The organism is Desulfatibacillum alkenivorans DSM 16219, from assembly GCF_900142135.1.
Taxonomy (GTDB): Bacteria; Desulfobacterota; Desulfobacteria; order Desulfobacterales; family Desulfatibacillaceae; genus Desulfatibacillum; species Desulfatibacillum alkenivorans.
This window is the reverse complement of the sequence record NZ_FQZU01000020.1, coordinates 35,901-49,371: the sequence shown is the minus strand read 5'-3', so window position 1 is coordinate 49,371 and position 13,471 is coordinate 35,901. Positions and strand designations below refer to the sequence as shown.

General features: G+C 56.4%; 10 protein-coding genes. 7 read left to right on the top strand and 3 right to left on the bottom strand.

Annotated features, from left to right (window positions below; translation table 11 throughout):
- Positions 1 to 187 precede the first annotated feature (187 nt).
- Positions 188 to 1,084, bottom strand: coding sequence for a LysR family transcriptional regulator ArgP (locus tag BUE18_RS15780; RefSeq protein ID WP_073477166.1), 897 nt, complete (start codon positions 1,082 to 1,084; stop codon positions 188 to 190).
- Between the two features lie 141 nt (positions 1,085 to 1,225).
- Here BUE18_RS15780 and BUE18_RS15775 point away from each other — a divergent pair, with 141 nt between their 5' ends.
- Both BUE18_RS15775 and BUE18_RS15770 read left to right on the top strand, forming a co-directional pair.
- Positions 1,226 to 2,071 carry a DMT family transporter gene (locus BUE18_RS15775; RefSeq protein ID WP_073477165.1) on the top strand — a complete coding sequence of 282 codons (846 nt, stop codon included), beginning with the start codon at positions 1,226 to 1,228 and terminating at the stop codon, positions 2,069 to 2,071.
- A gap of 22 nt (positions 2,072 to 2,093) precedes the next feature.
- Positions 2,094 to 3,209 carry an aminotransferase class I/II-fold pyridoxal phosphate-dependent enzyme gene (locus tag BUE18_RS15770; protein WP_073477164.1) on the top strand — a complete coding sequence of 372 codons (1,116 nt, stop codon included), beginning with the start codon at positions 2,094 to 2,096 and terminating at the stop codon, positions 3,207 to 3,209.
- Here the strand turns inward: BUE18_RS15770 and BUE18_RS15765 are convergent.
- The gene (locus BUE18_RS15765; RefSeq protein ID WP_073477163.1) at positions 3,206 to 4,519 is read right to left on the bottom strand and encodes an RCC1 domain-containing protein; all 1,314 of its coding nucleotides are present in this window, start codon (positions 4,517 to 4,519) and stop codon (positions 3,206 to 3,208) included. The genes BUE18_RS15770 and BUE18_RS15765 overlap by 4 nt on opposite strands.
- Before the next feature lie 476 nt (positions 4,520 to 4,995).
- Here BUE18_RS15765 and BUE18_RS15760 point away from each other — a divergent pair, with 476 nt between their 5' ends.
- The 5 genes from BUE18_RS15760 to BUE18_RS15740 all read left to right on the top strand — a co-directional run bounded on the left by BUE18_RS15760 (position 4,996) and on the right by BUE18_RS15740 (position 11,034).
- Entirely contained in the window at positions 4,996 to 5,946 is a 951-nt protein-coding gene (locus BUE18_RS15760) for an NAD(P)H-dependent flavin oxidoreductase (RefSeq protein WP_073477162.1), read from the top strand.
- Positions 5,947 to 5,986: 40 nt separating this feature from the next.
- On the top strand, positions 5,987 to 7,021 hold the full coding sequence (locus BUE18_RS28640) for a rubredoxin-like domain-containing protein (protein ID WP_280173703.1): 1,035 nt from the start codon (positions 5,987 to 5,989) through the stop codon (positions 7,019 to 7,021).
- A 10-nt stretch (positions 7,022 to 7,031) separates the two neighbouring features.
- On the top strand, positions 7,032 to 8,015 hold the full coding sequence (locus BUE18_RS15750; protein WP_073477161.1) for an ABC transporter substrate-binding protein: 984 nt from the start codon (positions 7,032 to 7,034) through the stop codon (positions 8,013 to 8,015).
- Positions 7,996 to 9,924: a SpoIIE family protein phosphatase gene (locus BUE18_RS15745; RefSeq protein WP_073477160.1), complete on the top strand. Its 1,929-nt coding sequence runs from the start codon at positions 7,996 to 7,998 to the stop codon at positions 9,922 to 9,924. Before BUE18_RS15750 ends, BUE18_RS15745 begins: the two co-directional genes overlap by 20 nt.
- Before the next feature lie 333 nt (positions 9,925 to 10,257).
- Complete coding sequence (locus tag BUE18_RS15740) at positions 10,258 to 11,034, top strand: RhlG family 3-oxoacyl-ACP reductase (protein WP_073477159.1); 777 nt, start codon at positions 10,258 to 10,260, stop codon at positions 11,032 to 11,034.
- A 77-nt stretch (positions 11,035 to 11,111) separates the two neighbouring features.
- On the opposite strand, the gene BUE18_RS15735 is transcribed toward BUE18_RS15740, so the two are convergent.
- The gene (locus tag BUE18_RS15735) at positions 11,112 to 13,172 is read right to left on the bottom strand and encodes a vWA domain-containing protein (protein WP_073477158.1); all 2,061 of its coding nucleotides are present in this window, start codon (positions 13,170 to 13,172) and stop codon (positions 11,112 to 11,114) included.
- Positions 13,173 to 13,471: the final 299 nt, after the last annotated feature.

The window sequence follows — 13,471 nt, the reverse complement described above, 5'->3', positions numbered from 1 at the left end:
GTCGTGTCTCCCTGCCTTAAAAGAATTCTTCTGATCCGGCCGGAAGCTCAACCATCGCCCCTTGAACTACCGCCAGCCATTACGGACCGTCATCCCCGCAAGGGCGATCTGTTTTTCAGGATCGTCCGCAAGCGGGGACCCAGCGTTTTCCCGCCTGATTCCCTGGATCTCCTAACAAAATCCGTTTCTATTCCTCCTGCTGCAAAATCTTCCTGGCCTCCCGCACCAGGTGCCGGGTGAATCGCTCCAGCAGGGCTGAGGACAAGTTCCAGCAATGCCAATACAAATGCACCGGCACAATGTGGGAAGGCGCCAGGTCAACCAGCAGGCCGGCTGCCAAAAGCTCCTTGCTTTGCTGGTCCGGCAGCATTCCGTATCCCAAGCCCGCTTCTATGAACGAGACAAACTGCTCGGAGGACGGCAGGTAATGGGCGGGCAGGGGGTTAGGCACTTCCCCCAAGGCCAGGGGGAACATCTTATAGTGCAGGTGATCCTTTCTGTTGAATATGAAAAACGGCGCCTTGGAAGCCGACTCCAGGTTCATTCCTTCAGGAAACCATTTGGCGGCGTACTCCGGCGAGGCGATCAGCCTATAATCCATCCGGCCCAGATACTCCATCAGGCATCCTTGCATGGGGCGATCCTGCACGCTGATGCACCCGATAACCTCGCCGTCCCGCAGCATCTTGTGAGTTTCGTCCTGATCGTCCCCCCGAAGATCCAGAAGCAGGCGCTCCGTGATCAAAAAGTCGCGCACCGCCGGCAAAAACCAGGTGGACAGGCTGTCTCCGTTGATGCCCAAAGCTAAAGTCGTAAATATATCCTGGCCGGAAAGATCCAGCGACTCCTTCAAATCCTCTTCCAACCGGTTCACTTGCAGATAATGCTTGATCATCTGCCGCCCCGCGGGCGTGGCCCGGGGCGGAGTCGTCCGCACCATCAGCACCTGACCTGCTTGATCCTCCAGCAGCTTAACCCGCTGCGATACCGCAGACTGGGTGATGTGCAGCCTGGCCGCCGCTTTTTCAAAACCGCCTTCCTGAACCACCGCGGCCAAAGCCTCCAGCAATTTATAATCCAGCATTTTTACGCTCCTGCTTTATGTCTCCCGATTATTAGCAGAATTTATGATCATTAAAAACAATTAATTTTACTTTTGCAACGTCCGGCTCTATTTTAGCCCCGCAACCGGTTGAAATACTCAGAACGATTTTGGAGGAGCATCATGGGATCGGAAGTATTGGCCATAGCCTACGGGGTGGGTTCGGCCCTCACCTGGGGGGCGGCGGATTTCAGCGGAGGCATGGCTTCCAAACGGGGAAACGTCTATGCCGTGGTATTGTTTTCCCAGTTTGTGGGCCTGTTTTTCATATTGGCTTTATTGGGCGCCACCGGCGAGGAATATCCGGGCCTTTCAACTTTGATATACGGCGGGTTGGCCGGCCTTTCCGGGGCGTTGGGCCTCATCTGTTTGTATAAGGGGCTGGCAAGAAGCCCCATGGCCGTGGTGGCGCCCGTCTCCGCGGTGGTGACGGCTTTGCTGCCGGTGTTGGTTGCAATCATCCTGCACGGGCTTCCCCCAGCGTTGCAGATCGCCGGATTCATCCTGGCTTTGGTTTCCATCTGCCTGGTTTCCTGGACAAGGCAATCCGTGCAGATAAGACAGGAGGACATGCTATTGCCTGTCCTGGCCGGGATGGGCTTCGGCGGCTTTTTTGTGGGGATTCATTACGCCGGATACAGCGGGTTCGCCTGGCCCTTGCTGTCCGCCAAAATTGTGGGGCTCACCGTTTTATCCCTGGTATTGGGCTTTAAGCTCCGAGGACAGCCCCTGGGACATACGCCCTGGAGGTGGATTTTGTGGGCGGGCATATTGGATGTGGCAGGCAACGGCTTGTTCATCCTGGCGTCCCAGACCGGCAGGCTGGACCTTGCCTCCGTCCTGGCGTCCTTGTATCCTGCGTCCACGGTGTTATTGGCCTGGCGCATATTAAAGGAACGCATGTCCGGCGGCCAATGGGTGGGCATGGCTACGACTTTGGCCGCCTTGGCCTTGATTTCCATGGGATAGGAATACCCCGGAAAGGACTGTCATGAAGATCCCGGTTTTTGCCCTGGAACGCTATTTCGCCCAGTACGAGTTTTCAACAAAATACCTTTTATCCTGTTCCGACTGCCAGACCATGCCCATGCACGAACTGGCCGCCATGGCCTCGGAGGCCGCCCGGCCTCTTTGGGACGGGCTGGAGCTTGGGTATACCGAAACCATGGGGCATCCTGCTTTAAGGCGGGCTATTGCCGACCTTTACCCGGGCCTGGCGGCTGATAACACTCTGGTCGCCGCGCCGGAGGAGGGCGTCTTTTTGTTCATGAACACCCTGCTTGAGGCGGGCGACCATGTGGTGTGCATCAGCCCGGCTTATCAGTCCCTGCATGAGGTGGCCCGAGCCATTGGCTGCGAGGTTTCGGATTGGGTTCTGGACGAACAAAAAGACTGGGCGCCGGATTTGGCGGATTTGGAAAAATTGCTCCGGCCGGAAACCCGGCTGGTGGTGATCAACTTTCCCCACAACCCCACGGGCGCCGCGGCCAGCCGGGATTTTCTGGATGCCCTGTACGCCCTGTTGGATGCCCGGGGAACCTATTTGCTTTCGGACGAGATGTACCGGTTTTTATATCATGACCAGGCCCATCCCCCCAACCCGGCGTGCGGGGATTATCCCCGGGCCGTTACCCTTGGCGGGCTTTCCAAAGCATTCGGCCTGCCAGGGCTGCGTTTAGGCTGGCTGGCGACGCAAGACATGGATTTGCTGGAAGGGATGAGCCGGCTCAAGGATTACACCACCATCTGCCACAGCGCGCCCAGCGAGATTCTGGGAATCATCGCCCTGGAGAACAGGGAGGCCATCCTTGACCGGCAAACAAGGCTGATCCGGGAAAACCTGGAAATCCTGGAGATGTTCTTGAAGGAGCATGAAGCCCGCATCCGGTGCGTTCCTCCCAAGGGAGGCTCCATGTGCTTTCCCCGGCTGACTTTTACGGACAGCGCCCAGGCTTTTTGCGAGAACCTGGTCAGGGACACCGGCGTCATGCTGGTTCCGTCAACCATGTTCCGATTCGGCGACCATCACGTACGCATGGGGATAGGCCGCAGGGATTTTCCCAAAGTTCTTGAGGTCTTTTCGTCATACCTTGCAGCCGTAGGTTAGCGGCTGATAAACGGGCTCCCCGAGAGCAAGGTTTTTTCCGGGAGTGCGTGAAGATTCTTATCGGCCTTCCCAATGCCCAATTGGCCCTCTTGGTTGTCGCCCCAGGCCAGGACCGCGCCGTTTTCGGTCACCGCCAGGGAGTGGCAACGCCCCGCAGCCAGGCAGATCACGCTGTGGAGGGATGCCAGGGCCGGATGGTCTTCATGATTTTGGGCGCCTTGTCCAAGTTGTCCGCGATCGCCGGCTCCCCAGGCGAGGACGGAGCCGTCGTTCATAAGGGCCAGGGAGTGGCGGCCGTTTGCCGTAACGGCCCTGACTCCTTTTAACGGGACGCCGTTGGCCGCCCTGACCGGCAATGGATCTCGTATAAAACTATTGTTCGGCCCCATGCCCAGTTGCCCCACGTCATTATTTCCCCACGCCCACACTTCTCCATCCCTGGTCAGAGCCAGAGAAAAGGCGCGCCCGGCTGCAATGGCGACGACATTATCCAGGGGCTTGTCAACGGATTGCATTACCTGCACGGGGGCCTTGCGATCATAATCGCTGCAGTCCCCCAACTGGCCGAATTCGTTGTCTCCCCACGCCCACACGGTTCCGTCCACGCCCAAGGCCAGGGAGTGGGCGAAACCCGCTGCAACGGCCTTAACGCCGTCCAAGGGCTTTCCGAATCTCATCACTTGTCTTGGGTTTTGCCTGTTTTTCAGGGTTCCGTCTCCAATCTGGCCGTCATTATTGGCGCCCCAAGCCCAAACAGTTCCATCGGAAGTAACCGCCAGGGAATGCTTTCCTCCGCATGCTGCATCCAGGACATTGATGAGCGGATTGGTCCTTATATGCCTTACCTTGACGGGGGACCGGCGTTCGTAAAAAAAACCGTCCCCCAGTTGGCCCCTGGAGTTGTCGCCCCAGGTCCATACCTCTCCTTGGGATGTCAGGGCCAATGAGTGACGCTCTCCCGCCGCAACCTTTACAACGCCGTTTAAAGGAGCGCCGGATTTATGCATCACCTGGACGGGTGAGTGAGAGGCCTTGTTCGTTCCGATCCCAAGCTGGCCCGAGGGATTGGCGCCCCAGGCCCATACGGTTCCGTCGCTTTTAGCAACCAGGGAGTGATATCCTCCCCCCGCTGCAATGCCCCAAACAGGGGAAGGCGTGTTTCGGTGCGGGGCGCTGGTTCGGGTTTCCTTGGCGAGACGCGGCAGACTGGAAGTGCACGCCAGACAACTCATAAGCAGGACAGTCATGACTATCGCCGCAAAAAGGGCGGGCTTCAGGGAGCGTTCGGAGGGGACCATGGATCTAAGCATTGTGTGACTTTCCTTCTTTGTAGGGCGGTTTGCTTGTGAACTAATGCGCAGGCTCTGCTCGAGCGGCGACTTTACCATGACGGCATGGGAATCCGGGCCGGGGCCGAAAGCAATAATTAACGCCAGTCAGGCAAATACTGATAAAAAATAGCATAAATCCAGTATTTGCCGCAAATAAAGATTCGAGACTACCCGATCAACCATAAGGATATTTCAGTTTCATAAGGTATAGGCGACATCCGAAAGGCCTCTGAAAGCCCCGATCCGCGGCCATTTAGAGGCGTTCTCGCTTTTTCAGGGGAAAGCTGGTCATCCCCAAGACTTTGCCCTGTTTTTTCGCTGAGGTGGACATGTCCCCCCGTCCTCTGTATAATGATTCCGCATGATATATACATACCGGCTTGTTCGGCGGCGCTTCATCAATTTTGGAGCAGCCGATCCGCTCTATCACTTACGCATGACAAAAGGAGAATGCAATGCAACGGGGACGTCTTGGCGAACTCCTGGGAATTGAATATCCAATAATTCAGGGCGGCATGGTTTGGGTTTCCCACTGGCAATTGGCGGCGGCCTGTTCCAACGCGGGCATCCTTGGGACTTTGGGCAGCGGGTCCATGTCTTTGGATGAGGTTAAGGAAAACATAACCCAAATGCAGGAAAACACGGATAAGCCCTTTGCCGTGAACATTCCCATGCTGCGGCCCGACGCCGTGGAAATCGGTCAAATCGCCCTGGACATGGGCGTGAAAATTCTCATCACCTCGGCCGGCAACCCGGCAAAGATCGTACCCGTCCTGAAGCGGGACGACACCTTGCTCATTCATGTGGTTCCTTCGGTGCGCGGCGCCGTCAAGGCCCAGGAGACGGGGGTGGACGCCATCGTATGCGAAGGCTACGAGGCGGGAGGCCATAACAGCCCTTACGAAACCACCACCCTGGCCCTCACTCCCCAGGTGGCCGACGCCGTCAACATACCCGTGGTCGCCGCGGGCGGCATAGCCGACGGCAGGGGAATCGCCGCGGTCATGGCATTGGGCGCGGACGGCGCCCAACTGGGCACCCGCTTCATCGCCACCGCCGAGTGCAACGCCCACGCCAAATATAAAGATCTCATCGTGGACACGCCTGACACCGGCACATGCATTATCGGGCGCAAGCTCTCGCTTTTGCGGGTGATCCGCAATGATTTCGCCCAACGGATCGAAGACGCGGAAAAGCAGGGCGCCGACAAGGAGGGCCTGCTTAAGGTTATCGGAAACGAATTTAACAGAAACCGGGCCGCAGCCGTGGACGGGGATTTGGCCGAAGGCGCGTTTCAGGCCGGTCAGTCTTCGGGGATGGTCAAGGACGTGGTTCCCGTGGCGGAATTGGTCAAGAGGCTTGTTGCGGAGTTTGAAGCCGCCAAGCAAGCTCTTTCAAATAGGTAATTAAACAAAAAAATACGTTAACAACCCGTGGAGGACCTGAATGAAAAAGTGGAAATGCCTGGTTTGCGGATACATCCATGAAGGCGATGAACCGCCTGAGAAATGCCCGGTTTGCGGCGCAGACGCCAGCCAATTTGAGGAAGTGATCGAAGAGGATGCCCCGGCTGAAGAAGCTCCCGTTCAAGAAGCAGAGGAAGCGCCTGCTGAGGCTGAACCCGATGAAGAAGCTGAACCTGAAGAAGCTATGGTGGAAGAACCTGCGGCTGAAGAAGCGGCCGTCGAAGAGGCTAAGGAAGAAGAGGCCTCTATAGAACCCGCCCCGGAGGAGGAAGCTCCCAAGGCGGAGGAAGCCGCCCTGGAGGCTCCTGCGGAAGAGGCGCCGGTTAAAAAATGGCGCTGCACGGTTTGCAATTATATCCATGAAGGCCCTGAGCCGCCTGAAATCTGCCCGGTTTGCGGCGCGGACAAGAGCAAGTTCGTGGAATTCAAGGACGGAGACGAAATCCCTTCCAGGAAGAAAAAAGCCGCTCCCGCAGCGGAAGACAAGCCGGCGGAAGAGGCTAAGGAAACCTATAAGGTGGAGGAGCCCGCGGGCGGCGCCTCGACTCCGGAGCCCGAGCCTTTGTCCTTTATTGAAAAATACGATGCATGGCTGTCCCTGCTGACCCGGCACCACGCTCACCCCATTGCCGTGCATATTCCCAACGGTCTGGTTCCCATCGCCGTAATTTTCATGGTGCTGTCCATGCTGTTCCACTCCCAATCCCTGGGTCAGGCCTATTTTTACAACATGGTCGCCGTGCTTCTGGCCATGCCCTGGGTGCTTTTCACCGGGTATGTGGATTGGCAGAGGGTGTACAACGGGGCCAGCACGTCGGTGTTTAATTCGAAAATAGTGTGCGGCCTGATCGTAGCGGCCATCGCTTTCATTGTAGTGGTCTGGAGACTGTTCCAGCCTGACATTCTCATGCCTGGCGCCTCCGGCCGTTTTTTCTTTGCGCTTCTTAATTTCATAATGGTGGGGGCTGCAGGATATGCCGGATTCCAGGGCGGCAAGCTGGTTTTCAACAAATAGGCGATTAAGAATGCCGGGGTTTGTGATCCTGGCTTTGGCTATTATGGCGTGTGCGGGAGCCTTTGCGGCTCCCGCCGTGCTCGCCAAAGAGGTTCGGCTCATTCCCCAGTGGGTTCCGCAGGCTCAATTCGCCGGATATTATATGGGCCTGAAAAAGGGCTCTTATAAAAAAAGGGGCATTGACCTGACGATTATCGCCGGGGGGCCGTTAAGGCAGTCTTCCGAGTATCTGGCTTCGGGACAGGCGGAATTCGCCACCTTGTGGCTGGCCTCGGGAATACAAATGCGGGACCACGCCGTGCCCGTGGTGAACATCGCCCAGATGGTTCGCCGCAGCGCGCTCATGCTGGTGGCCAAAAAGAGCAGCGGCATCATTTCCCCCCAGGACATGAACGGAAAAAAGATCGGGCTTTGGGAGCCGGTTTTTCAGATTCAGCCTTCGGCCTTTATCGAAAAATACGGCCTGGACGTGACAACGATTCGCCAGTCCTATTCCGTCAATCTGTTCTTGAGGGGGGGCGTGGATGTGGCCTCGGCCATGTGGTATAACGAATACCATACCATCTTGAACGCCGGCCTGAATCCCGACGAACTGGTCACCTTCTTTTTTTACGACCACGGCCTGAATTTTCCCGAAGACGGCATTTACGTCCTGGAAGACACCTTTAACCAGGATCCGGACCTGTGCAAGGCGTTCGTGGCCGCCTCCATTGAAGGCTGGGAATACGCCTTCGCCCATCCCGAGGAAACCATAGACTTGGTCATGGCCAACCTGGAGGATGAGCACATTCCCGCCACCCGGGTCCATCAAAGGTGGATGCTGGATCGGATGAAGGACCTCATGCATCCCCTAAGCGGGGGGGGCATATCCGGCGCCCTGAAATACGACGACTTTGCCAGGGTGGCGTATTCCTTAAAGGATTTCGGCCTGATAAACTCCATCCCGGAGTATAATGCCTTTTACCGGAAGTGTTATGATGAAAGTCACCAATAGGGGCATTGCCTTTAAACTCAATTTGTGGATTCTGACGAGTGTGACCCTGATTTTCGCGGTCATATTCACCTACACGTATTTGTTCACGCGGGACATGCTCATCGCGAAAATCGAGCAAAGCGCTTTTGATTTGGCCCGTGCCACCTCCGAGGATATTGACGCCGTTTTGCTTTCCGTGGAAAAAACCCCGGAAAACATAGCCGTCGCCATGGAGCAGTTTCGTCCCCAAAGCGGAGCTTTTACGGGCCTGATTCAGGAAACCATCAAGCGCAGCCCGGAAATCTACGGCGCTACCGTGGCTTTCGAACCCTGGGAGTACAGTACGAACATTCGGTACTTCGCCCCTTATTACTTCAAGGGCAGGGACGACAAAGTCGAGTTCACATACATCCCCTATGACTACATCTATGAAGATTGGTACCAGATTCCCAAAGAACTGGACGAGCCGGTGTGGAGCGAGCCCTACTTTGATGAGGGGGCCGGAAATATCCTCATGTCCACCTACTCGGTTCCCTTTTACGACCTGAACGCCCCTGAAAAGAAATTATGGGGCATTACCACGGCGGACATCTCCCTGGCCTGGCTCCAGGAAATCGTCCAGGCAATTCAAATCGGAGAGACCGGATACGGCTTTCTCATCACTAAAAACGGAACCTTTGTCACGCATCCGAACTCTCGCCTGATCATGAACGAAACCATATTCAGCCTGGCCGAGGCCAAAGACGATGCGCGGCTGCGCGAGATCGGCCGGCGCATGATTGCAGGCGAGACCGGGTTCGTGTCCCTGGACTGCGAATTTTCAGGCCAACCCTGCTGGATGGTATACAATCCCTTGTCTTCCAATGAATGGTCCCTGGGGGTCATGTTTCCCAAAGAAGAGCTCATGGCCGACGTGTTCCGCCTGAATAAAATCGTCATAGGCCTGGGCGCGGCAGGCTTCATTCTGGTCATGTTTATCATCGCCGCCATTTCAGGAACCATTACGCGCCCCCTCAGGGCCTTGACCAGAGTGGCCGAGGACGTGGCCACCGGAAACCTGGACGCGGAAATGCCCGAAGTCAAATCCCGGGACGAGGTGGCCAGTCTGGCCCACTCCCTGGATAACATGAAAACCTCCCTCAAGGATTACATCCGGGACCTCACGGACCTTACCGCCGCCAAGGAAAGAATCGAAAGCGAACTTCAGATCGCAAGGGATATCCAAATGGGCATCCTGCCCAAGGTCTTTCCGCCCTTCCCGGAGCGGGACGACTTCGCCCTCTACGCCGATGTGGAGCCCGCCAAGGAAGTGGGCGGCGACTTGTACGATTTCTTTTTCATCGACGAGGAGCGCCTGTGCGTCACCCTGGGAGACGTGTCCGGCAAGGGCGTGCCCGCAGCGCTCTTCATGACCATCACCCAGACCCTCATCAAAACCCGGGCCACCCAAAATCTTACCGCCGGCGAAGTGATTGCCTGGGTGAACCACGACCTGGCCCAGGAAAACCCCTCCTTCATGTTCGTGACCATGTTCTTCGGAATTTTCAACGTGAAGACCGGAGACCTGGATTACGTCATTGCAGGACACAATCCGCCCTACATCGTCCGCGCCAACGGCGACCTGGAAATGATGCCGTCCACCAAAGGCATGGCCCTGGGCATCCGGGAGGAGGCCCAGTACTCCGCGGCCAAGGTTACGCTCAGCCGGGGAGACATGCTTTTCCTGTACACCGACGGCGTCACCGAAGCCATGGACCCCCAGAACGACCTGTTCTCCGAAGAGCGTTTGGAAGCCGTTCTCAAAGAGCACGGCCGCATGAAGGTGGGCGATCTTGTCAAGCATATCATGCAAGAGGTGCATTCATTCGCGGACACCGCCCCCCAGGCCGACGACATCACCATGCTGGCCCTCCGATACACGCCGGAGTAGGGAGGCCTTATCGGCCTATCGGCCCTCGGCATTGCATGCTGGGGCCGACCTGGAGTGGTAATTCCATGGCAACTCATACTGACGCCGCGCCGGCGCCGCCCCTCCTCAAAAAAAACGCAGAGCAAGCCCTGACCTGTATTGTTTAGCAAATCCTCAAACGTCAAACGTAGATTTGACCCCATGTTTATTCGAACTTGCCCTTGACAGGGATATTCAAACAGGACAGAATTAATTTTTACGATCGTGTAAAGAGGGCGAGTCTTGGGGCGACGATTGGAGGAATAGGACAATGCAGCCCGGTTCTTCTGCGGTTAAAAAAATAGGAGGGAAAAAATGATTGATACGTTGTTTTCCATGAAAGGCAAGGTCTGTCTGGTCACCGGCGGGTCCAGGGGGCTCGGCTATTACATGGCTCAGGGATTTTTGGAAGCCGGGGCCGCCCGCGTGTATATTACGGCCAGAAAAGCGCCTGCCTGCCTGGAGGCGGCGGAGGAACTCTCCAAATTCGGCGAGTGCATCGCCATCCCCGGAGACGTGGGCGGGCTGGAAGGCATCCAGGCTCTGGCCGCCCGGATATCCGAAAAAGAAGACAGCCTGGACGTGCTGGTCAATAATGCCGGCGCGGCCTGGGGCGCTCCCATTGACGCCTTTCCGGAAAAAGGGTGGGACAAGGTGATGGACCTGAACGTCAAATCGCCTTTTTTCATGACCCAGGCTTTTTTGAACATGCTCAGAAAGGGAAAAAGCCCGGAAAACACCGCCAGCGTCGTCAATATCGGCTCCATCGCCGGGATTGTGGGCGCCAGCCTTTCCAGCTACAGCTACGGGCCGAGTAAGGCCGCCATCCACCAATTGACGCGGAACCTGGCCAAGGATCTGGCGGACGACCACATCCGGGTCAACGCCATTGCGCCGGGCCGGTTTTTCTCCAAAATGACCGAATACGTCAGCAAGGACCAAGCGGCCTACGCGGCCGAGTGCAAGGAAATTCCGCTCCACCGCTGGGGAAGCGCCGAGGACATCGCCGGGGTAGCCGTCATGCTTTGCAGCAGGGCCGGGGCCTATATGACCGGCCAGATCGTCCCCATTGACGGCGGCAGCTCTCTGTGAGGATAGATACGTTTTTATTGCTGCATAAGAATCCCCGGACGGCATGGCCGCCCGGGGATTAAAATTATTACAGGTTCTTAGATGGCCAGGGCATTGTGGATATCCATGACTTCCTCAGCCAGGTTATAAAGGGCCTCCTGGATGGCTTCCTTGGACGCCTTTTTTTTCAGCAGTTTGTTCAGGGCCTCCACCTGGCTCCGCGCCGCCTGGATTCGGGGCAGGAGGTCCGGGCGATTTTGCTTTCCGGCCTGCTCTTCGCAAGAATTGAGGCGGCGATTCAGGGTGTCGGAGTTGCGCCTGGCCTGCAGGGGGTAGACGCGGCCCAGGGTCCATTCATCCCGATTGTAAGGCATCTTCGCAAGAGGGGGATCTTCCTCATCCTCGCCCGCGACGTGAGCGCCGATCATGTCTTCGTCGATCCGGGCGCCCACCTGCGTTCCGGACTGCACGCCCGTCTTTACGTCAGGCGGGACTCCAGCCCCGGTAAAGGTTGTGTTTGGCTGGTCCACGGCCTGGGCGGGCGATTCCTGGGGAACAACGCCGGATTGCTTCAATTGATCCGCCGCCGCCTGCGGTTGCGCCATGCTCTGGGCCTGGGGCGCGTCAAAATCCACGGTCTTGCGTATGGTTTCATCGGCCTTGATTTCCACCTTGAAGGTTCTTTTGGATTTGTCGCCCCAATCGTCCCGTATTTCCACGGAATAGAATCCCGGCATGACTTCAAACTGGGACGGCGCGTTTTCCGTACTGTCATCCCGGACGACTTCTCCGTCAGGCTTTGTCAACTCCACGGCGGCGTAAAAGAGCTTGCCGTTTCTAATGGGGGAGACTTCAAGAATGCCGGATTCAAAGGAAACCTCTTTTTTGGTTGTCCGGCCGTCGAGAATTTCGATCTCGCCCAGGTCAATAACGGCGTCGGATCCCCATGCGTCCCGCACTTTGACGGAATATTTTCCGGGAAGTTGTTCAAACTTGGCGGGCCTGCTTTCCGTGCTGTTGTCGCTTTTTTCTTCCCCTTGCGGAGTCTTGATGACCACAGCCGCGCTAAACAGTTTGCCCTGCTTCATTGGGAAAACTTGCAGGAAGCCGGACTGGAAGACCGCTTCCTTTTTGACCGTCTGGCCCGGGAGGATCGCGACTTCGCCCAGGTCAATAACGGCGTCGCTTCCCCATGCGTCCCTTACCGTGACCGTGTAGGCGCCTTCTTCCAGGTCGAAAGAGGCCGTTCTTGTCTCCGTGCTGTTATCGCGGAATTCCCGGCCGTTGGAATTTTTAACCTCCACGGCGGCGCTAAACAGCTTGCCCTCCTTGATGGGGGAAATCTCCAGCCTGCCGGCGCCGAATTTCGCCGTGATTTCCGTGACGTCATTTTTCGTGACCTCCACGGCCTTGAACATCTTGTGTGGGTGGGAGTCCTGAACCCATGCATCAATGACTTTGACGTCGTACATTCCGGGCGGCAGCCCAAAACTCGCCGGGCGCTTTTCCGTGGACTGGCCTATCTTAACTTCCTCGCCATTCTGCGGATTGAGAATCACCACTTGCACAGCCAGCGGCTTTCCGTTGAGCAAGGCGGAAACTTTGAGGTTTTTTTCCACGGTCTTTTCAATGACCGTGGTCAGGGCCTCTTTGAGCTTGTCAGCATTGGAAGCCGGAAAATACTCCCCTTCCCCTGCATCGGCCATGCACTTCAGCTCCTCCTCGGTTTCGCCTCCCACGTCAAAGCCCACCACATGCATGACAAAGTTAATGCCCAAGGCTTTCAGTTCCGCCACAAAGGCGCAGGGTTCGGGATCGCAGGTTTCCTTGCCGTCGGAAACAAGCAGGATGGTCGTCTCGTCTTCCAGATGCTTGATGGATTCCGCGGTCAGGCGGATGGACCGCAGCATGGGCGTTTTGCCCTTGGGATTGATGGCCTTGATCTTTTCAATAAAGGCCTGTTTGTTTATGGGGCCAAGCGGGATGATGGTCTCCAGGTCATCGCAGTCCCCCTTGCGGCGGTGGCCGTAGACCGTAAGCCCTACATTAATATCATCCGGCAAATCCTTGATTATGCCTTCCATGACTTCTTTGGCGATGGTGATTTTCGCCTCGCCGTCAATTTGCCCCCACATGCTGCCCGAAGCGTCAAAAATCAATACGAGATTGCTTCCCGGAGCTGCGGCGTTCGCCGAACATAACCCTGTAGAAGAAACCGCAATTAGTAATAAAACCAATAAAATTAAGCTCTTTAAGGAATTTTTCATACGCATGAGAACCTTTCCGACAGTAAAAATTCTTGTCCCAAGCAACACGCAGCATAAAGCCCGCCCATTGCGCTAATCAAGCCTGAACGCTAGCCAGGAAATCCCGATCCCCTCAAATCAAGCCTGCCGACAAATGGCAGTTAAAACGGCCTGATGATGTAAGCCGAAGATGAATTTTTAATCGGTGTCTT